We start from the raw sequence: 17,886 nt of genomic DNA, 5'->3' as shown, positions 1-17,886 counted from the left end.
ATGATCCAGTTCGTGAAACCGGCGAACAGCGGCGTCGCGAACATCAGCAGCATGATCGTGCCGTGCATCGTGAACGCCTGGTTGAACTGCTCGTTCGACAGGATCTGCAGACCCGGCCGTGCGAGCTCGGCGCGCATCAGCAGCGCCATGACGCCGCCGATCAGGAAGAACGCGAAGGACGTGACCAGATACAGCGTGCCGATCGTCTTGTGGTCGGTGGTGGTGAGCCACTTGATCACGACGTTGCCGGGTTGCTTGCGCCTTACCGGCAGCTCATCCGCGTAGTGGGACTCTGCTGCCGCGGCACCCTGAGGTTCGTTGAGGATGCTCACAGGTTGTTCGTCTCCCGGTTCTTCTCGTGGCTCGTCTGCGCGATGCCAGCGGGGATGTAACCGGTCTGCCCCTTCTTGGCGAGGTCCTTGAGGTGCTGCTGGTAACGCTCCGGCGAGACGACCTTCACGTTGAACAGCATCCGGGAGTGGTCGACGCCGCAGAGCTCGGCGCACTTGCCGAGGTAGGTGCCCTCCTTGGTGGGGGTCACCTGGAAGGCGTTGGTGTGACCCGGGACGACGTCCATCTTCATCAGGAACGGCACCACCCAGAAGTCGTGGATGACGTCACGCGAGGTGAGGACGAAGCGGACCGTCTCGCCCTTGGGGAGCCAGAGGGTGGGACCCGGGTTGAGGGTCTGCGGGTTCTTCGTGGCGGGCGTACCGACGTCGTAGACACCGCCGGCGTTCGCCGGGAAGTCCTTCTTGAACCGGTCCGGGATGGCGGCCAGGTTCTTGTCGGTCGTCGCGTCACCACTGACACCGTCGACGTTCTCGATGTAGTTGAAGCCCCAGCTCCACTGGAAGCCCACGACGTTGACCGTCACATCGGGCTTCTTGTCGAGGCTCAGGAGCTTCGTCTCGTCGCGGGCCGTGAAGTAGAACAGCACCGAGACGATGATGAGCGGAACAACCGTGTACAGCGCCTCGATGGGCATGTTGTACCGGGTCTGCGGGGGGATCTCGACCTTGGTGCGGCTGCGCCTGTGGAACATGACGCTCCACATGATCAGGGCCCACACCAGGACGCCGACGGCGAGCGCGGCAGCCCAGGATCCCTGCCACAGGGAGAGGATCCGCGGACCCTCCTCCGTGGTCGGGGTGGGGAAACCAAGGCGAGGGAAGTCCTTGGATGTGCAACCGGTCGCGGTCGCCAGGACCAGGCCCGCAGTCATTGCCTGCAGCAGCTTCCGCCGCATCGGGCGCCGCGGCGAGCGGTCGGAGCCGTTGGGACTCACGTAGCGCCTTCCCGAGAGTCTCGCCCGCGCGGATTGGCTGCGGCCTGCCTTCACGCGGGTCGGTCGCCGCCCTGCGTCGGGCAGGGGTTTGGATGTTTATGCGGACCAAACCCTAGCCGACGCCTTCCGGGGGTTCGCGGGGAGGGTGGCATACGCGCCGGGCTTTACTCCGGGCGCCTAATAGCTCGGGGGTTGAGGTGATTTGGGCGAGTGCGGGTGCGTTGTGGTTGCTCGCGCAGTTCCCCGCGCTCCCGAGGAAAGGCCACGTACGTTTTAACGTTGCCGTGTGTCCTACTTCGATGCCGCCTCCTCCGCTCCTCTTCATCCCGTCGCCCGGCAGGCGCTGTTGGCGTCCCTGGACGAGGGGTGGGCCGATCCGGCCCGGCTCTACAGAGAAGGACGTAAGGCACGGTTGCTGCTCGATGCCGCGCGGGAGGCCGCCGCCGAGGCCGTCGGGTGCCGGGCCGACGAGTTGGTGTTCACGACCTCCGGTACTCGGGCCGTGAACAGCGGTATCGCCGGGGCGTTGGCAGGGCGGCGGCGCGTCGGACGTCACCTGATCGTGTCAGCGGTTGAACACTCTTCCGTGCTCCATTCGGCCGAGACCCTGGTGGCGGCGGGTGGTTCGGTGACCGAGGTGCCCGTGGACCGGACGGGAGCGGTGAGCGCGCGGGCCTACGTCGAGGCGCTGCGCCCGGACACCGCGCTGGCCTGTCTGCAGTCGGCCAACCACGAGGTGGGGACCGTGCAGCCGGTCGCCGAGGTGGCCGAGGTGTGCCGGGCGGCCGGGGTGCCGTTGCTGGTCGACGCGGCGCAGTCGCTGGGGTGGGGGCCGGTCGAGGGTGCGTGGTCGCTTCTCGCGGCCAGCGCGCACAAGTGGGGCGGGCCGGCCGGGGTCGGACTGCTGGCGGTACGCAAGGGCGTGCGGTTCGCGGCCCAAGGGCCCGTCGACGAACGGGAGTCGGGGCGCTCCCCAGGCTTCGAGAACATCCCGGCGATCGTGGCCGCGGCGGCCTCCCTGCGCGCGGTCCGCACGGAGGCGGCCGCGGAGGATCTACGGCTGCGGGAGCTGACGGAGCGGATCCGGGCCCGGGTGCCGCGGTCGGTGCCGGACGTGGACGTGGTCGGCGATCCGGTGCGACGGCTGCCCGGGATCGTCACCTTCTCCTGTCTCTATGTCGACGGAGAGACTCTCCTGCACGAACTGGACCGCGCCGGTTTCTCCGTCTCGTCCGGGTCGTCCTGCACGAGCAGCACGCTGACGCCCAGCCATGTGCTGAAGGCGATGGGGGTGCTGAGTGAGGGAAACGTGCGGGTGTCGTTGCCGACGGGGACGACGGAGGAGGACGTCGAGCGTTTCCTCGCCGTGCTGCCGGGGGCGGTGGCGGGGGTGCGGGAGAAGTTGGGGGCCTCCACTCCGGCGCCCGCGGCCGTCGCAGCGGAACACCCGCTCGTCGTGGACGCGCTCGGGAAGCGCTGCCCGATCCCGGTCATCGAGTTGGCGAAGGTCATCGGCGATGTACCGGTCGGCGGCACGGTCAAGGTCCTGTCGGACGACGAGGCGGCACGCCTGGACATCCCGGCGTGGTGCGAGATGCGGGGCCAGGAGTACATCGGTGAGGAGGAGGGCCCGGCGTACCTGATCCGCCGGACCAGCTGACGCGCCCCTCAGGGGGCGCGGGGAACTGCGCGACCAGCCCCCACGCGCCCGCAGGCGGCCAGTCGGCTCAGCCCAGGTGCTTACGGACCTCCACCGCCGCGTCATCTCCGTACGCCTTGGTGAACCGCTCCATGAAGTGCCCACGAGACAGCTGGTACTCCTGCGTACCGACCGTCTCGATGACGAGCGTCGCGAGCATGCAGCCGACCTGCGCCGACCGCTCCAGCGAGACACCCCACGCCAGCCCCGACAGGAACCCCGCGCGGAACGCGTCGCCGACACCCGTGGGGTCGGCCTTGCGCTCCTCCTCCGCGCAGCCGACCTCGATCGGGTCCTCGCCGACGCGCTCGATACGGACGCCGCGCGAGCCGAGCGTGGTGACGCGGTGGCCGACCTTCGACAGGATCTCCTCGTCGCTCCAGCCGGTCTTGGACTCGATGAGGCCCTTCTCGTACTCGTTCGAGAAGAGGTACGCCGAGCCCTCCAGCAGGATGCGGATGTTGTCGCCGTCCATGCGCGCGATCTGCTGGGAGAAGTCGGCGGCGAAGGGGATGGACCGGGTACGGCACTCCTCCGTGTGGCGGAGCATCGCCTCGGGGTCGTCCGCGCCGATCAGGACCAGGTCGAGGCCGCCCACGCGGTCGGCGACGGTCTTCAGCTCGATCAGGCGGGCCTCGCTCATGGCGCCGGTGTAGAAGGAGCCGATCTGGTTGTGGTCGGCGTCGGTGGTGCACACGAAACGGGCGGTGTGCAGCGTCTCGGAGATGCGCACCGAGTCGGTGTCGACGCCGTGCCGGTCGAGCCAGGCGCGGTACTCGGCGAAGTCGGAGCCGGCGGCGCCGACCAGGATCGGCGCGGTGCCGAGCTGGCCCATGCCGAAGGCGATGTTGGCACCGACGCCGCCCCGGCGTACGTCGAGGTTGTCGACCAGGAAGGAGAGCGACACCGTGTGCAACTGGTCCGCGACCAGCTGGTCGGCGAAGCGGCCGGGGAAGGTCATGAGGTGGTCGGTGGCGATGGAGCCGGTGACTGCGATGCGCACGGCGAGGACTCTCCTGAGGGAGGCTGCGTTGACAGTTCACGCTACCCGGTCGGCCTGGCGGCTCTGAAGCGGCCAAAACTACCCGATAGTAGATCTTTCTTCGCGACGTAAAGCATGTCTACGGTGCCGCTATGACGAACCTCAAAGTCGACGGTCCCGTTCCGGCCCACCTCGAAGGCGAAGGTGAGGCGGACCTCGCGGCGCTGCGCGGCGACTGCGCCCGGATGGCTCCCCACTGGGCGGTACCCGACCGGATCGTTGCCGTTCCGGTGTCCCCGTCACTCATCCACGGCGTGTCGGTGCCGTCGAAGTCCGCCCGGCTGCTGGACGCGATGGGCGAATACGGCGACTGAGTTCGAAGCCCGTCGGCTCCGTCGGCGCGCTCGGGGGAACCGTGCGCTCCCCCGCTGCGTCCCATCGCTGTCCCCCGTAAAGGGGATGCGGTATACGACCCTTCCGCCTGCCTCTTTGACAGGGGCGGGTCAGGGTCATGGGACAGTTGCGCAGCCGAAGGAGCGATGCGGTGAACACCGAGCGACCCGACAACGAGGACGCGACCGGCGCCTCCGAAGATGTGCCGGGCGTGGGGGACGCCGCGAAGGGTGCCGTGGAGGGGTCCGGGGCCGAGGACACCGGGGCCGGCCGAGAAGCGGCCGACGTCGAGGGGTCCCGCCCGGACAAGACCGCAGGCGCTACGACGCCCGCCGTCGCGGGCGAGGACGGTGAGGGCACGGACGAGGGTGCCGTTTCCGAGGAGGCCCACCTGTCGTCGGCGGGGACGGGCCCCGAAGAGACCGAGCCCGAGGAGACAGAGCCCGAGGCATCCGACGCAGCAGCCGATTCCTCGGAACAGCTCGACCCGGTGACGTCCGGGCCGCAGGCCGACCAGCCGGAAGCCGCCGAAGCCGCCCACCCGCACGACCACGCGGGTCACGCCGACCACACCGACGACGGGCACCCGGCGCGATCCCGGTCCCCCCTCGTCATCGCCTCCGTGGCCGCCGCCGTACTGCTCGTCGGAGGGGGCGGGGCGTACCTCGCGTCCTCCTCCTCGTCCTCCGGAGGTTCGGGGAACGGGACGGGATCCGCGGCCTCCGGCAGCGGTGGGACTCCGCCGGCGCTCGCGCTCGACGGGTACGCGACGGGCGGTACGAACGGGATCGCGTCCGGGGAGCCGAATCCGTACGGCGAGACCTACAAGGCCCAGGGCACCCTGCCCGCCGGCCCCGGTTCCGCGGCCGTCTACTCACCGGAAGGGCAAGTGGCCAAGGACGACGTGGCGCGGCTCGCGAAGGCGCTCGGTGTCGTGGGGACACCGGTGGCCGAGGGGCAGTACTGGAAGGTCGGTGGGCAGGACGGCAGCGGGCCGAGTCTCCAGGTGAACAGGGCGGCGCCGGGCCTGTGGACGTTCAACCGCTACGCGCCCGGCACCGACAACTGCACCGACACCCTCAAGTGCGCGCAGGATCCCGGCACTTCGGCCACCGACCCGGTGAGTGTCGCGGTCGCGAAGCAGGCCGCCGCCCCGATCCTCAAGGCCGTCGGCCAGGACGACGCGAAGGTGGACGCCGGCCAACTCATGGGCGCGCAGCGGGTGGTGAACGCCGAACCGGTGGTCGGCGGGCTGCCCACACACGGCTGGACGACCGGGCTGACCGTCAGCGCCCAAGGTGAAGTCGTGGGCGGGAGCGGGCAGTTGGCGGCGCCGGTGAAGGGTGACGTCTATCCGGTGCTGAGCGCCCAGAAGACGCTGGCGCTGCTGAACGCGGCCCCGGGGACCGACCACCGCATGGGCATCGGCGGCTGCGCCAGTCCCGTACCGCTGAAGGACCGGCTGGAGGCGCCCTGCGGATCGTCGACCGCCATCTCCGCCACGCCCGCGCAGGCCTCGGCCATCGTGGAGCACGCGGTGTTCGGGCTCGCCGCGCACTCGGTGAGCGGGAAGCAGACGCTGGTGCCGTCCTGGCTGTTCGAGGTGCGGCAGTCGGGTGGGCAGGACAGCTTCACGGTGACGTACCCGGCGATCGATCCGAAGTATCTGGCCTCGGCCGGCACGCCCACGCCGACGCCGACCTCGACGGCGACCGCGGCTCCGCACGATGTGAAGGCCGACGGCTACTCGGCCGACGGGAAGAGCCTCACCGTGGCCTTCACCGGCGGGGTGTGCGCGGACTACAAGGTCGCGGCCTCGGAGAGCTCGGACAAGGTGACGGTCACGGTGACCGCGACGCCCTGGCCGAACAAGGTCTGCATCATGATCGCCAAGATCTACCACCAGAACGTGGAGTTGAAGGCGCCGCTCGGCGACCGCGAAGTCGTGGGTTCGGACGGCAAGGCGATCCCCGTGGAGAAGAACAGGCAGCCGACGGCCGGAGCGGGTCCCTCGCTGGCCCGGTAGGGCCGGTCAGGACTTCTCAACGGGCACCGGAAAGCCCGAAGGCGGCGGCCCTGTCGGAGGGGGCCGCCGCCTTCGCCGTGCTCAGTCGCTCTGTGGGGCTTAGCTGAACGAGTCGCCGCAGGCGCAGGAGCCCGTCGCGTTCGGGTTGTCGATCGTGAAGCCCTGCTTCTCGATGGTGTCGACGAAGTCGATGGAGGCGCCGCCCAGATACGGGGCGCTCATCCGGTCGGTGACCACCTTGACGCCGCCGAAGTCCTTGACGACATCGCCGTCGAGGGAGCGCTCGTCGAAGAAGAGCTGGTAGCGCAGGCCGGAGCAGCCACCGGGCTGCACGGCGACGCGCAGGGCCAGGTCCTCCCGGCCTTCCTGGTCGAGCAGGGCCTTGACCTTCGCCGCGGCGGCGTCGGACAGAAGGATGCCGTCGGTGACGGTGCTGGTCTCGTCCGATACGGACATCTACATCTCTCCCGGGTTGTACGGAGACTGCTTGCCGACGATGTCAACCGCCGGGGCCGTGGATTCATTCCGGGCCGTGCCCGGTGTCTTTCCCCCGGCACCTCTCTCCATGCTCGCACACCCCCGCAAGGTCCCCGGCTGAGTGCGTATCGAGCACCTGCCGGGATTGATGTCACATCGACGCTATGGCCGTCGTCAAACTGACGTGAAGCGGTTATGATAGATAACGTCAATTCGACGAAAAGGCTTGTCTGTCAGAACAGAAAGGGTGCGTGTCGTGACCACCGCCCAGACCCAGGAGCTCGACGTTCAGCCGACGCCCCTCGCCCTGCTGCTGCTCGGCCGTGAGGCCGACCCGAGGAGCGAGCGCGGTGTCGAGTGCCCCGGCGACCTGCCCTCGCCGTCCGACCCGGACCTGGTCGAGCGGGCCCGCGCGGCCAAGGAGAAGCTCGGCGACAAGGTCTTCGTGCTCGGCCACCACTACCAGCGCGACGAGGTCATCCAGTTCGCCGACGTCACGGGCGACTCCTTCAAGCTGGCCCGGGACGCAGCCGCGCGCCCCGAGGCCGAGTACATCGTGTTCTGCGGTGTGCACTTCATGGCGGAGTCCGCGGACATCCTGACCGGCGACGACCAGAAGGTCGTCCTGCCCGACCTCGCGGCCGGCTGCTCGATGGCCGACATGGCCACCGCCGAGCAGGTCGCCGAGTGCTGGGACGCGCTGACCGAGGCCGGCACAGCCGAGCGCGTCGTGCCCGTGTCGTACATGAACTCGTCCGCGGACATCAAGGCGTTCACGGGCAAGCACGGCGGCACGATCTGCACCTCGTCGAACGCGCAGCGCGCGCTGGAGTGGGCCTTCGAGCAGGGCGAGCAGGTGCTGTTCCTGCCCGACCAGCACCTCGGCCGCAACACGGCGGTCCGCGACCTGGGCATGAGCCTGGACGACTGTGTCGTCTACAACCCGCACAAGCCCAACGGGGGCCTCACCGTAGAGCAGCTGCGGGCCGCGAAGATGATCCTGTGGCGCGGCCACTGCTCGGTGCACGGCCGTTTCTCGCTGGAGTCGGTGGAGGACGTGCGGGCCCGGATCCCGGGTGTCAACGTCCTCGTCCACCCCGAGTGCAAGAACGAGGTCGTGGCCGCGGCCGACTACGTGGGCTCGACCGAGTACATCATCAAGGCACTTGAGGCGGCCCCGGCCGGCTCGAAGTGGGCCATCGGCACCGAGCTGAATCTCGTACGACGGCTCGCGAACCGTTTCGCACCCGAGGGCAAGGAGATCGTCTTCCTCGACAAGACGGTCTGCTTCTGCTCGACGATGAACCGCATCGACCTCCCCCACCTGGTCTGGACCCTGGAGTCCCTCGCCGAGGGCAACCTGGTCAACCGCATCGAGGTCGACAAGGAGACCGAGGCCTTCGCCAAGCTGGCGCTGGAGCGGATGCTGGCGCTGCCGTAGGCCCGTACGTCCGAGGTTCTACTCCACCCGCGGCCGGACCAGCCCCGACTCGTAGGCGATGACGACGAGTTGGGCCCGGTCGCGGGCGCCGAGCTTGGCCATGGCGCGGTTGACGTGGGTCTTCACCGTCAGCGGGCTGACCTCCAGGCGTTCGGCGATCTCGTCGTTGGAGTGGCCGCCGGCGACCTGGACGAGGACCTCGCGTTCGCGCACGGTGAGGGCTTCGAGGCGTTCGGCGCGGGCCGGGTCGCGGTCCTCGTCCAGGTCGCCCTGGGCGAGGAAGCGGGCGATCAGACCCTTGGTGGCCACGGGTGACAGCAGGGCCTCGCCGGCCGCGGCGATCCTGATCGCGCTGAGGAGTTCCTCGGGCTCGGAGCCCTTGCCGAGGAAGCCGGAGGCGCCCGCGCGCAGGGACTGCACCACGTAGTCGTCGACCTCGAAGGTCGTCAGTATGACCACCCGGACGCGGGCCAGGAACGGGTCCTCGCTGATCATGCGGGTGGCGGCGAGGCCGTCGGTACCGGGCATCCGGATGTCCATCAGTACGACGTCGGCCCGCTCCTCCTTCGCCAGCCGCACGGCCTCCGCGCCGTCCGACGCCTCTCCTACGACCTCCATGTCGGGCTCGGAGTCGACGAGTACGCGGAAGGCGCTGCGCAGCAGGGCCTGGTCGTCGGCGAGCAGGACACGGATCGTCGTCATACGGGGTCCCCCGAGGCACGTGGGCGGGTCTTGACCGGCAGGATCGCATGGACGCGGAAGCCGCCTCCGTACCGGGGACCGGTGGTGAGGGTGCCGCGCAGGGCGGTGACGCGCTCGCGCATGCCGAGCAGGCCGTGGCCGCCGCCGCCGTCGGGGTCCTGGTCCTCGCCGGAGCCGTTGTCGAGGACGGTGACCTCCACGTTCGGGCCCACGCGGACGACGCTGACCTCGGCCTTGGCCTCCGTACCGGCGTGCTTCTGCACGTTGGTGAGGGCCTCCTGGATGACGCGGTAGGCGGCCAGGCCGACGGCGGCGGGGAGAGTGGTGCCGTTGTCCGCGCGGGCGACCTCGACCTGGAGGCCCGCGTTGCGGAAGGTGCCGGCGAGTTCTTCGAGGCGGTCGAGTCCCGGGGCCGGTTCGGTGGGGGCCTCGGGGTCGCCGGACTGGCGCAACAGGCCGACGGTGGCGCGGAGTTCGTTGAGCGCGGAGCGGCTGGCCTCGCGTACGTGGGCGAGGGCCTCCTTGGCCTGGTCGGGACGCTTGTCCATGACGTGCGCTGCGACTCCGGCCTGGACGTTGACCAGGGCGATGTGGTGGGCGACCACGTCGTGCAGGTCGCGGGCGATGCGCAGCCGTTCCTCGGCGACCCGGCGGCGGGCCTCCTCCTCGCGGGTGCGTTCGGCGCGTTCGGCGCGCTCGCGGATGGCGTGCACGAACTCCTTGCGGCTGCGTACGGCGTCCCCGGCTGCGGCCGCCATGCCGGTCCAGGCGAAGATGCCGAGGTTCTCCTGCGCGTACCACGGGAGCGGGCCGCCGAGCATCGCGGCGCCGGTCAGCACGGTCATCGTGAGCAGGCCCACGCGCCAGGTGGTGGAGCGGTCGGTGGAGACCGCGACGGTGAACAGGGCGACCACGGCGCACATCGCGACCGGGGCGCGCGGGTCGCTGGTGACGCTCTCGACGAGGGAGGCGGTGGCGGTGACGGCGAGGACCGTCATCGGGGCGCGGCGGCGGAAGACGAGCGCGGCGGCGGCGACCGCCATCAGGACCAGGCTGAGCGGGTCAGGGGTGCGGATGCCCCAGCTGACGCCGTGCCCCCCGTGCGGGTCCACGAACGACCCCGCCACCATGCACACGAGCACCGCGGCCGCGATCACCACGTCCAGCGCGCAGGGGTGCGCGTCCATGTGGCAGCGCGCGCGGTCCAGGGTCGTCATTCTGGCAACGGTACGGGGTCCCTGGCGGGGGCGGAACGGGGGTCAGCTGTACGTTCCCTGTACTTGTGCGGGGTCTTGGTGCGGGCGTTCCGGGGGCTGCGCCCCCGGGCCCCCTGTCGGCCTGAACGGCCTCGTCCTCAAACGCCGGACGGGCCGACCGACGCCGACCTTGATCAAGAAGGAGCCCCGAAGAAAGCCCTCACCCCGGGATCAAGCCGTCGTCACTCAGCAGATCCCGGACCTCCTCCAGCGTCGCGTCCGGCGACGGGAGGATCAGTTCGGAGGGCTCAAGGGAGTCGTCCGGGAGTGGCTCGCCCAGTTCGCGGACCTTGGCCAGGAGCGCCTGGAGGGTCTCGCGGAAGGCTGGGCCGTCGCCGTTCTGCACTTCCCTCAGGAGTACGTCGTCCAGCTTGTTCAGCTCGGTGAGGTGGCCGTCGGCCAGCCTCACCTGCCCCTCCCCCATGATCCGTACGATCATGTCGCCCTCCTCAGGCGTGGGCCGTCACATCACGTCACTGCTTGTCGAAGCGCGGGGTGTCCTGCGGCTGAGCCGATGAACTCGACTGCGACTGGGACTGGTCCTTGCCGCCCTCGATCGCCTGCTGCGACGTCGAGCCGCCGGCCAGCTCCGCCTTCATCCGCTGGAGTTCCAGCTCTACATCCGTACCACCCGACAGCCGTTCCAGCTCGGCCTGGATGTCGTCCTTGGCCATGCCGGTCGGGTCGTCCAGGGCTCCGGAGGCGAGCAGTTCGTCGATGGCGCCGGCGCGGGCCTGGAGCTGCTGGGTCTTGTCCTCGGCGCGCTGGATGGCAAGCCCGACATCGCCCATCTCCTCGGAGATGCCGCTGAAGGCCTCGCCGATCCGGGTCTGTGCCTGGGCCGCCGTGTACGTGGCCTTGATGGTCTCCTTCTTCGTGCGGAAGGCGTCCACCTTGGCCTGGAGGCGCTGGGCCGCGAGGGTGAGCTTCTCCTCCTCGCCCTGGAGGGTGGTGTGCTGCGTCTCCAGGTCCGTCACCTGCTGCTGGAGCGCGGCCCGGCGCGAGAGCGCCTCGCGGGCCAGGTCCTCGCGGCCCAGGGCGAGCGCCTTGCGGCCCTGGTCCTCCAGCTTCGAGGACTGCGACTGCAGCTGGTTGAGCTGGAGCTCCAGACGCTTGCGGGAGGTGGCGACGTCGGCCACACCCCGGCGCACCTTCTGAAGCAGCTCCAGCTGCTTCTGGTACGAGTAATCGAGGGTTTCGCGCGGGTCCTCGGCCCGGTCAAGGGCCTTGTTCGCCTTCGCGCGGAAGATCATCCCCATACGCTTCATGACACCGCTCATGGGCTTCGCGCGCCCCCTTCTGACGGACTCCAGCTCCAGCGACTGCAACAGAACCCACAGTACGGGCCCTGCATCCATTACCGCACTGTTCGGGGACGGATGCGCTCATCCCCAAGGACGACTGCCTACGGTCCTGCTCCGGCGTAAGGAGTAGGTGTTCCCCGGGTAACAACCCGGAGCCGACCGTCTGCGACGTCTCTCTTGTCCCCCTACAGACGACTGGTGTTGCCGGATCGTTCCCCACGGGACTGGGGTCCAACCGCATCCACCCCGTAAGCTTGGGTTTTGTGTTCCGTAGCCGTGCCAAGGAAGAGAAGGCCGCGACCGCCGACCAGGCCTCGCCGACCGACTCCAAGCAGCCCCGAGACCCTCAGGCCCGAAAGGGTCGGCCCACGCCCAAGCGCAGTGAGGCCCAGACCCAGCGCCGCAGCGTGGCCAACACCACGCTGACGCGCAAGGACGCCTCCAAGCGGCAGCGCGACGAGCGGCGGGTGCAGCTGGAGAAGCAGCGCCAGGCCCTGTCCGGCCGCGGCAACGAGCGGGATCTGCCGCTCCGTGACAGGGGCCCGATCCGCAAGTTCGCGCGTGACTACATCGACTCGCGCTTCAACGTCGCCGAGTTCTTCCTGCCGATGGCCGTGGTGATCCTGGTGCTCAGCGTGGTGCAGGTGCCCGCGCTGCAGAACATCGCGCTGCTCCTGTGGCTCGTGATCATCATCCTGATCGTGGTCGACTCGTTCTTGAACGTGCTCCGCATCCGCAAGCAGCTCGCCGAGCGCTTCCCGGGCCAGGACACCAAGGGCACGGTCTGGTACTCGCTGATGCGCTCCCTCCAGATGCGTCGACTCCGGCTGCCGAAGCCGCAGGTCAAGCGCGGAGAGCGGCCCTGAGCGCGGACTCCTTCTCCGGGGGCGCGGTGGATGCCTGGCTGGCGAAGCTGGGCGGGCTGCGGGACGTCGTACGCCAGGAGCTGGTGGCCCGGCAGCTCGACGAGCAGATAGCCGGCCGGTATCCGGTCGGGCAGCGGCTGCGGGTGCTCGACGTCGGGATGGGCCAGGGCACGCAGGCACTGCGGCTGGCCCGGGCCGGGCATCAGGTGACCGGGCTCGAACAGGAACCGAAGATGATCGCCGCGGCCCGCGAGGCGCTGTCCGGCGAGCCGGAGGGCATCCGGGAGCGGGTGCGGATCATCGAGGGCGACGGCCGGGACACGGGCGTGCACTTCCTGCCGGGCAGTTTCGACGTCGTGCTCTGTCATGGCGTACTCATGTACGTGTCCGAGCCAGATCCGCTGCTCGCGGGCCTTGCCAGGATGCTGGCGCCAGGCGGGCTCCTGTCCCTTCTGGTGCGGAACGCCGACGCGCTGGCGATGCGCCCCGGAATGTCCTGGGACTGGGCGGGCGCGCTGACCGCGTTCGACTCGACCGCGTACCGCAACCGGCTGGGCCTGGATGTGCGGGCGGACCGGCTGGACACCCTGACGGCGACGCTGGCGGGGATCGGGGCGCCGCTGCAGGCCTGGTACGGCGTGCGGGTCTTCACCGACACGGCTCCGGAAGGCGTCGGGATCCCGGATGACGTGGAGCCGCTGCTGGCCGCCGAGGAGCGGGCCGGGCGGACGGATCCGTACCGGGCGGTGGCCGCGCTGCTGCATCTGTGCGGCGTGCGGGGCTGAGCGCGGCCCTGCGGCGAGGGCCCGTTCGGGTCAGCAGTACAAGCCGGGCATTCACCCCAAAGAGACACTCGGCGCATGGACTCTTCCCGTGCCCGAACCCGTACGCGCGACCTGCGCCCAATGGCTCTCCTCGCCTGTTCGCTCGCGCTGGTGGCCGGGTGCTCGGGCGCCGGGTCCTCGTCGCCATCGTCGTCCCCCTCGAAGAAGGACGGCTCGACCACGCAGGCCGCCGAGGCCGCCGTGCCGATGGCGAGCAACGACCTGCAGAGCGACTACCAGAAGGCGATCAAGGAGGTCCTGCCTTCGGTCGTGCAGATCCAGGCCAGCAGCGATCTGGGGTCGGGGGTCGTGTACGACGGCCAGGGGCACATCGTCACCAACGCGCATGTCGTCGGGGGCGAGAAGACCTTCAAGGTGACCACCGCGAACAGCGAGGACGTGCTCACCGCCAGGCTCGTCTACTCGTATCCCGAGCAGGACCTGGCCGTCGTCAAACTGGACAAGGTGCCGGACGGGCTGAGGGCGGCGGCCTTCGCCGACTCCGCCAAGGTCCAGGTCGGACAGATCGTCCTCGCCATGGGCTCGCCGCTGGGACTGTCGTCCAGCGTGACGCAGGGCATCGTGTCGGCGACCGGACGGACCGTCAGCGAGGGCAGCAGCGACGGGGGGACGGGCGCGACCATCGCCAACATGGTGCAGACCTCGGCTGCGATCAACCCCGGCAACAGCGGGGGCGCGCTGGTCGACCTCGACGGGCAGGTCGTCGGCATCCCGACGCTCGCCGCGACCGACCCGAATCTCGGGGGCGGTGCCGCGCCCGGGATCGGGTTCGCGATCCCGGCCTCGATGGTGAAGACGGTCGCCGGCCAGATCGTCAAGGACGGCAAGGTGACCGACTCGGGGCGGGCCGCGCTCGGCATCACCGGCCGTACGGTCGTCGACGACAGCTACCGGGCGGCCGGGGTGGCCGTGGTCGAGGTGAAGAGCCGCGGGGCCGCGGACAAGGCCGGCATCCGGGCCGGCGACGTCATCACGAAGCTCGACGACACGGACATCAGCACGATCACCTCGCTGTCGGAGGCGCTGGCGTCCGACAAACCGGGGCAGAAGACGACGGTGACGTACACGCGGAACGGCGCGTCGAAGAAGGTCGACGTGACGCTGGGCGAGCAGTGAGAGAGGCGGCGGCCGGTGTCTGCCCGGCCGCCCCCTCCCCCCTGTTACGCCTCCTCGGCGTGCAGGCTCATCGGGCCGTAGATCTCCGTGGAGTCCTCGAACAGCCGTACCTGGTCCGCGCCACCCGCGACGAGGTCCTTCCACACCTCGCCGAGCCAGGACTCCGCGTCCCCCTGCGTGGTGAACTCCTCCGGCGGGACCGCGGGTTCGACCTCGGTCCCGTCGGACTTCTCGAACCGCCAGATCCATGCCGCCATGTACGCCTCCAAGGTCTCAGCGCATGCAGAGCAGAAGCCGGATCTTGGTCCGGCTTCTGCTGAGCAGCGTATTCGCTCCGCTGGGTCAGCGGGGGATGAGCTGCGGATATTCGGTCGTGTGCGGGCCGGTGGGGACTGGTCGCGCCCCGCGGCGGAGCCGCAAATGTCACAGCCCCGCGCCCCTTAGGTGGGTCCGGGTCGCGCGTGTCTACAAGTCAACGGAGAAAATCGGCCTGTGGAACTCACTCTGCTCGGCACCGGTGCCCCCGCGGGCCTCCCCCGCCTCGACTGTCCCTGCGCGGCCTGTGCCGTGTCGCTCGGAGTTGATGCCCGGGCGGCCACCGCCGTGCTCGTGGACGGGACTCTGTTGCTCGATCTGACACCGGGGGCCGCGTTCGCGGCGGCGCGGGCCGGGCATTCGCTGGGGGGCGTGCGGCAGGTGCTTCTGTCGCATCCGCACGACGGGCCCGCGGTGGAGGTGCCCGTGGGGCTTCCCCAGCCGGGACGCGTGCCGGACGGGCGGGAGCTGGCGCTGCTGACGGGGCACCGGGTGCGGGCGGTGCCGATGGACGCGTCCGGCACCGGGTACGCCGTCACGGGCCCGGACGGGCAGCGGATGCTGTACCTGCCGCCGGGTGCCGCGCCGGCCGGTCTTGAGGAGGGGGCCGTGGAGTCGTACGACATGGTGCTCGCCGATGTCGTGGGGCGGCCGGACGCACTGGCCAAGCTGCGGGCGGTGGGGGCGACGGGGCCCGCGACCGATGTGATCGCCGTGCATCTCGACCACGATGTGCCGCCGGGCGCCGAGTTGGCGCGGCGGCTGGCCGCCGTGGGGGCGCGGGCCGTGCCGGACGGGTCGACGCTGACCGTGGGGGTCTACGAGGACGTGCCCGATGTGCCGCGGCGGACGCTGGTGCTGGGCGGGGCGCGGTCCGGGAAGTCGGTGGAGGCGGAGCGGCGGCTGGAGGCGTTCCCCGATGTGCTGTACGTCGCCACGGGCGGCTCGCGCAACGGGGACACCGAGTGGGCCTCCCGGGTCTCCGCGCACCGGGACCGGCGGCCGGGGTCGTGGCGTACGGCGGAGACCTGTGACCTGGTGCCGTTGCTGGCGCAGGACGGGCCGCCGCTGCTGATCGACTGTCTGTCGCTGTGGCTGACGGACGCGATGGACTCCGTGGGGGCGTGGGACGACACGGAGTGGGGGTTCGGCGGGGAGAAGCAACTGCGGGAGCGGGTGCGGGAGTTGACCGCCGCCGTGCGGGCCACCCGGCGCATCCTGGTCGCCGTGTCGAACGAGGTCGGCTCGGGGATCGTGCCGGCGACCGCGTCCGGGCGCCGGTACCGGGACGAGCTGGGCCGGCTGAACGCGGCGATCGCCGCCGAGTGCGAGCACGTGCTGCTGGTGGTGGCCGGGCAGGCGATCGCGCTACGGGGCTGACGGCCTCCGGCGTGCGATCAGTCGCTGCGGGGCCGGGAGCCGGTCCGGGAGGCGGCGGTGTTCCGGGACGATCTCGCAGTCGTGGGGCTCCAGTCGGGTGCGCAGGTCGTCCGGGCGTCCTTCCAGCAGGAGGAGGCCGCCGGGGCGCAGGACCGTGAGGGCCGCGTGGAGTTCGGCTCCGGGGTCGGGGGCGGGGGTGCGGTCGCGGAGGAGGGTGACGACGTCGTAGCGGGCGTGCAGGGCGGAGGTGATGTGCGGGTCGGTGAGGTGGCCGGCGTAGGCCTCCTCGATGCGTTCGGCGGCGCGGGCCCGGACGGCTCGGGGGGTGGGGTCGAGGCCGTCGAAGGAGGTGTACGGGAAGAGTTCCTTCGCGGTCTCGGGGAAGTGGGCGTCGCCGGTGCCGACGTCGAGCCAGCTCTCCGGCTCGGGGAGCAGGCGCTGGATCGCGCGGGCCAGTGCCCGGTGACGGCGTCGCTCGTCGAGGGCGCTGACGCGGGTGCGCAGGCTGTTCATGGCGGCTCCCGGGGACGTACGGCAAAACGGTGCAAAACGATACGTACGGGATACCGATCTCGGAGGCAAGGACGTCCGGGGCGCGTGGTGGCCATGTGGCTCTGTCGCGCGCGATCGCTGCCGGTACTGTTCGGCGAATGAGCTCGCTTAATCTCGACGACTTCACCGATCTGATCGAGCGCCCCGACGGTGGTGTGCGCCGTGACGCCGAGGCGCGGCGTGAACGTCAGATCGTGCCGCCCGGGTCGCTGGGCCGACTCGACGACCTGGGTGAGTGGCTGGCGGCGGCGCAGTCCTCCGTGCCGGTGCGGCCGGTCGAACGGCCTCGGGTGGTGTTGTTCGCGGGCGACCACGGGGTCGCCGAACTCGGTGTGTCGGCCCGGCCGGCGGGCAGCGCCGGGGAGTTGGTGCGGTCGGTGCTGGAGGGCGGCAGCCCGGCCGCGGTGCTCGCCCGGCGGCTCGGGGTGCCGGTGCGGATCGTGGACATGGCCCTGGACTGCGAGCCGGACTCGCTGCCCGACGAGGTCGTGAAGCACCGGGTGCGGCGGGGCAGCGGGCGGATCGACATCGAGGACGCGCTGACCCTGGAGGAGGCGACGGCCGCGTTCGAGGCCGGTGTCGCCGTCGCGAACGAGGAGGCCGACTCCGGTACGGATCTGGTGGTCCTCGGCGATGTGAGCGTCGGCGGTACGACCCCGGCCTCCGTGCTGATCGCCGCGCTGTGCGGGACCGACGCGTCCGTGGTCACCGGGCGGGGCGGCCTCGCGATCGACGACCTGGCGTGGATGCGCAAGTGCGCGGCGATCCGGGACGCGCTGCGCCGGGCCCGGCCGGTGCTGGGCGACCAGTTGCAGCTCCTCGCGACGGTGGGCGGCGCCGACCTCGCCGCGATGACCGGGTTCCTGCTGCAGAGTGCCGTACGGAAGCTGCCGGTGATCCTGGACGGGGTGGTGGCCGCCGCCTGCGCCCTGGTGGGTCAGCGGGTCGCGTTCCGGGCGCCGGACTGGTGGCTGGCCGGGCAGAACAGCGGGGAGCCGGGGCAGGCGAAGGCGCTGGACCGGATGGCCCTGGAGCCGCTCCTCGACCACGGGGTGACCGTCGGCGAGGGCGCGGGCGCCCTGCTCGCGCTGCCGCTGGTGCAGGCCGCGGCGGCGCTGGCGGCCGAACTCCCGCTCAAGCCGGAAGAGCCGGCGGAGTCCGAAGAAGCCGAGAAGCCCGAGGAGTGATCCGAGCGTGATCGTTGCGGCGAGGGAAAAGAAACGTTCGCCGCAACAACACCCATA

At 70.5% G+C, this 17,886-nt stretch carries 19 protein-coding genes; 9 read left to right on the top strand and 10 right to left on the bottom strand.

Annotated elements, in window-relative coordinates; genetic code table 11:
- Both AB0I51_RS45615 and coxB read right to left on the bottom strand, forming a co-directional pair.
- Positions 1-332: cbb3-type cytochrome c oxidase subunit I (locus tag AB0I51_RS45615; protein ID WP_362984963.1), on the bottom strand; the 332-nt coding region annotated here is incomplete at its 3' end.
- The gene (coxB, locus tag AB0I51_RS45610) at positions 329-1,288 is read right to left on the bottom strand and encodes a cytochrome c oxidase subunit II (protein ID WP_362984961.1); all 960 of its coding nucleotides are present in this window, start codon (positions 1,286-1,288) and stop codon (positions 329-331) included. The genes AB0I51_RS45615 and coxB, both read right to left, overlap by 4 nt.
- A gap of 286 nt (positions 1,289-1,574) precedes the next feature.
- Between coxB and AB0I51_RS45605 the strand changes: the two genes are divergently transcribed.
- A complete protein-coding gene (locus tag AB0I51_RS45605; protein WP_362984959.1) occupies positions 1,575-2,948 on the top strand; it encodes an aminotransferase class V-fold PLP-dependent enzyme in 1,374 nt (457 codons plus the stop codon).
- Between the two features lie 67 nt (positions 2,949-3,015).
- On the opposite strand, the gene AB0I51_RS45600 is transcribed toward AB0I51_RS45605, so the two are convergent.
- Complete coding sequence (locus tag AB0I51_RS45600) at positions 3,016-3,990, bottom strand: carbohydrate kinase family protein (RefSeq protein ID WP_362984957.1); 975 nt, start codon at positions 3,988-3,990, stop codon at positions 3,016-3,018.
- Between the two features lie 131 nt (positions 3,991-4,121).
- On the opposite strand from AB0I51_RS45600, the gene AB0I51_RS45595 reads away from it, so the two are divergent.
- A complete protein-coding gene (locus AB0I51_RS45595; RefSeq protein ID WP_362984955.1) occupies positions 4,122-4,343 on the top strand; it encodes a hypothetical protein in 222 nt (73 codons plus the stop codon).
- Between the two features lie 170 nt (positions 4,344-4,513).
- The gene (locus AB0I51_RS45590; RefSeq protein ID WP_362984953.1) at positions 4,514-6,388 is read left to right on the top strand and encodes a hypothetical protein; all 1,875 of its coding nucleotides are present in this window, start codon (positions 4,514-4,516) and stop codon (positions 6,386-6,388) included.
- A gap of 99 nt (positions 6,389-6,487) precedes the next feature.
- Here AB0I51_RS45590 and AB0I51_RS45585 read toward each other — a convergent pair whose 3' ends face one another.
- Complete coding sequence (locus AB0I51_RS45585; RefSeq protein ID WP_019065032.1) at positions 6,488-6,844, bottom strand: iron-sulfur cluster assembly accessory protein; 357 nt, start codon at positions 6,842-6,844, stop codon at positions 6,488-6,490.
- 277 nt (positions 6,845-7,121) lie between these two features.
- On the opposite strand from AB0I51_RS45585, the gene nadA reads away from it, so the two are divergent.
- Positions 7,122-8,306: a quinolinate synthase NadA gene (gene nadA, locus AB0I51_RS45580; RefSeq protein WP_362984951.1), complete on the top strand. Its 1,185-nt coding sequence runs from the start codon at positions 7,122-7,124 to the stop codon at positions 8,304-8,306.
- An 18-nt stretch (positions 8,307-8,324) separates the two neighbouring features.
- On the opposite strand, the gene AB0I51_RS45575 is transcribed toward nadA, so the two are convergent.
- From AB0I51_RS45575 to AB0I51_RS45560, 4 genes are all read right to left on the bottom strand, one after another.
- Positions 8,325-9,008: a response regulator transcription factor gene (locus AB0I51_RS45575; protein WP_362984949.1), complete on the bottom strand. Its 684-nt coding sequence runs from the start codon at positions 9,006-9,008 to the stop codon at positions 8,325-8,327.
- Positions 9,005-10,225: a histidine kinase gene (locus AB0I51_RS45570; RefSeq protein ID WP_362984947.1), complete on the bottom strand. Its 1,221-nt coding sequence runs from the start codon at positions 10,223-10,225 to the stop codon at positions 9,005-9,007. Before AB0I51_RS45570 ends, AB0I51_RS45575 begins: the two co-directional genes overlap by 4 nt.
- A 199-nt stretch (positions 10,226-10,424) precedes the next feature.
- The gene (locus AB0I51_RS45565) at positions 10,425-10,703 is read right to left on the bottom strand and encodes a hypothetical protein (protein ID WP_200716464.1); all 279 of its coding nucleotides are present in this window, start codon (positions 10,701-10,703) and stop codon (positions 10,425-10,427) included.
- A 34-nt stretch (positions 10,704-10,737) separates the two neighbouring features.
- Positions 10,738-11,544 (bottom strand): PspA/IM30 family protein, encoded by an 807-nt coding sequence (locus tag AB0I51_RS45560; RefSeq protein ID WP_362984945.1) that lies wholly within the window; start codon positions 11,542-11,544, stop codon positions 10,738-10,740.
- 248 nt (positions 11,545-11,792) lie between these two features.
- On the opposite strand from AB0I51_RS45560, the gene AB0I51_RS45555 reads away from it, so the two are divergent.
- The 3 genes from AB0I51_RS45555 (at position 11,793) to AB0I51_RS45545 (ending at position 14,395) form a co-directional block, all read left to right on the top strand.
- The gene (locus AB0I51_RS45555; protein ID WP_362984967.1) at positions 11,793-12,434 is read left to right on the top strand and encodes a DUF3043 domain-containing protein; all 642 of its coding nucleotides are present in this window, start codon (positions 11,793-11,795) and stop codon (positions 12,432-12,434) included.
- 83 nt (positions 12,435-12,517) lie between these two features.
- Positions 12,518-13,219: a methyltransferase domain-containing protein gene (locus AB0I51_RS45550; RefSeq protein WP_362984965.1), complete on the top strand. Its 702-nt coding sequence runs from the start codon at positions 12,518-12,520 to the stop codon at positions 13,217-13,219.
- A gap of 75 nt (positions 13,220-13,294) precedes the next feature.
- The gene (locus tag AB0I51_RS45545) at positions 13,295-14,395 is read left to right on the top strand and encodes a trypsin-like peptidase domain-containing protein (RefSeq protein WP_362984943.1); all 1,101 of its coding nucleotides are present in this window, start codon (positions 13,295-13,297) and stop codon (positions 14,393-14,395) included.
- A 44-nt stretch (positions 14,396-14,439) separates the two neighbouring features.
- On the opposite strand, the gene AB0I51_RS45540 is transcribed toward AB0I51_RS45545, so the two are convergent.
- A complete protein-coding gene (locus tag AB0I51_RS45540; RefSeq protein ID WP_019075820.1) occupies positions 14,440-14,652 on the bottom strand; it encodes a hypothetical protein in 213 nt (70 codons plus the stop codon).
- A 235-nt stretch (positions 14,653-14,887) separates the two neighbouring features.
- Here AB0I51_RS45540 and AB0I51_RS45535 point away from each other — a divergent pair, with 235 nt between their 5' ends.
- Positions 14,888-16,090 carry a bifunctional adenosylcobinamide kinase/adenosylcobinamide-phosphate guanylyltransferase gene (locus tag AB0I51_RS45535; protein WP_362984941.1) on the top strand — a complete coding sequence of 401 codons (1,203 nt, stop codon included), beginning with the start codon at positions 14,888-14,890 and terminating at the stop codon, positions 16,088-16,090.
- Here the strand turns inward: AB0I51_RS45535 and AB0I51_RS45530 are convergent.
- On the bottom strand, positions 16,079-16,603 hold the full coding sequence (locus AB0I51_RS45530) for a methyltransferase domain-containing protein (protein ID WP_362984939.1): 525 nt from the start codon (positions 16,601-16,603) through the stop codon (positions 16,079-16,081). The two genes, AB0I51_RS45535 and AB0I51_RS45530, sit on opposite strands and share 12 nt — an antisense overlap.
- A gap of 137 nt (positions 16,604-16,740) precedes the next feature.
- On the opposite strand from AB0I51_RS45530, the gene cobT reads away from it, so the two are divergent.
- Positions 16,741-17,829: a nicotinate-nucleotide--dimethylbenzimidazole phosphoribosyltransferase gene (gene cobT / locus AB0I51_RS45525; RefSeq protein ID WP_362984937.1), complete on the top strand. Its 1,089-nt coding sequence runs from the start codon at positions 16,741-16,743 to the stop codon at positions 17,827-17,829.
- Positions 17,830-17,886 lie beyond the last annotated feature (57 nt).

This window comes from Streptomyces sp. NPDC050549, from assembly GCF_040655035.1.
Taxonomy (GTDB): Bacteria; Actinomycetota; Actinomycetes; order Streptomycetales; family Streptomycetaceae; genus Streptomyces.
This window is presented reverse-complemented; position numbering and strand designations above follow the sequence as displayed.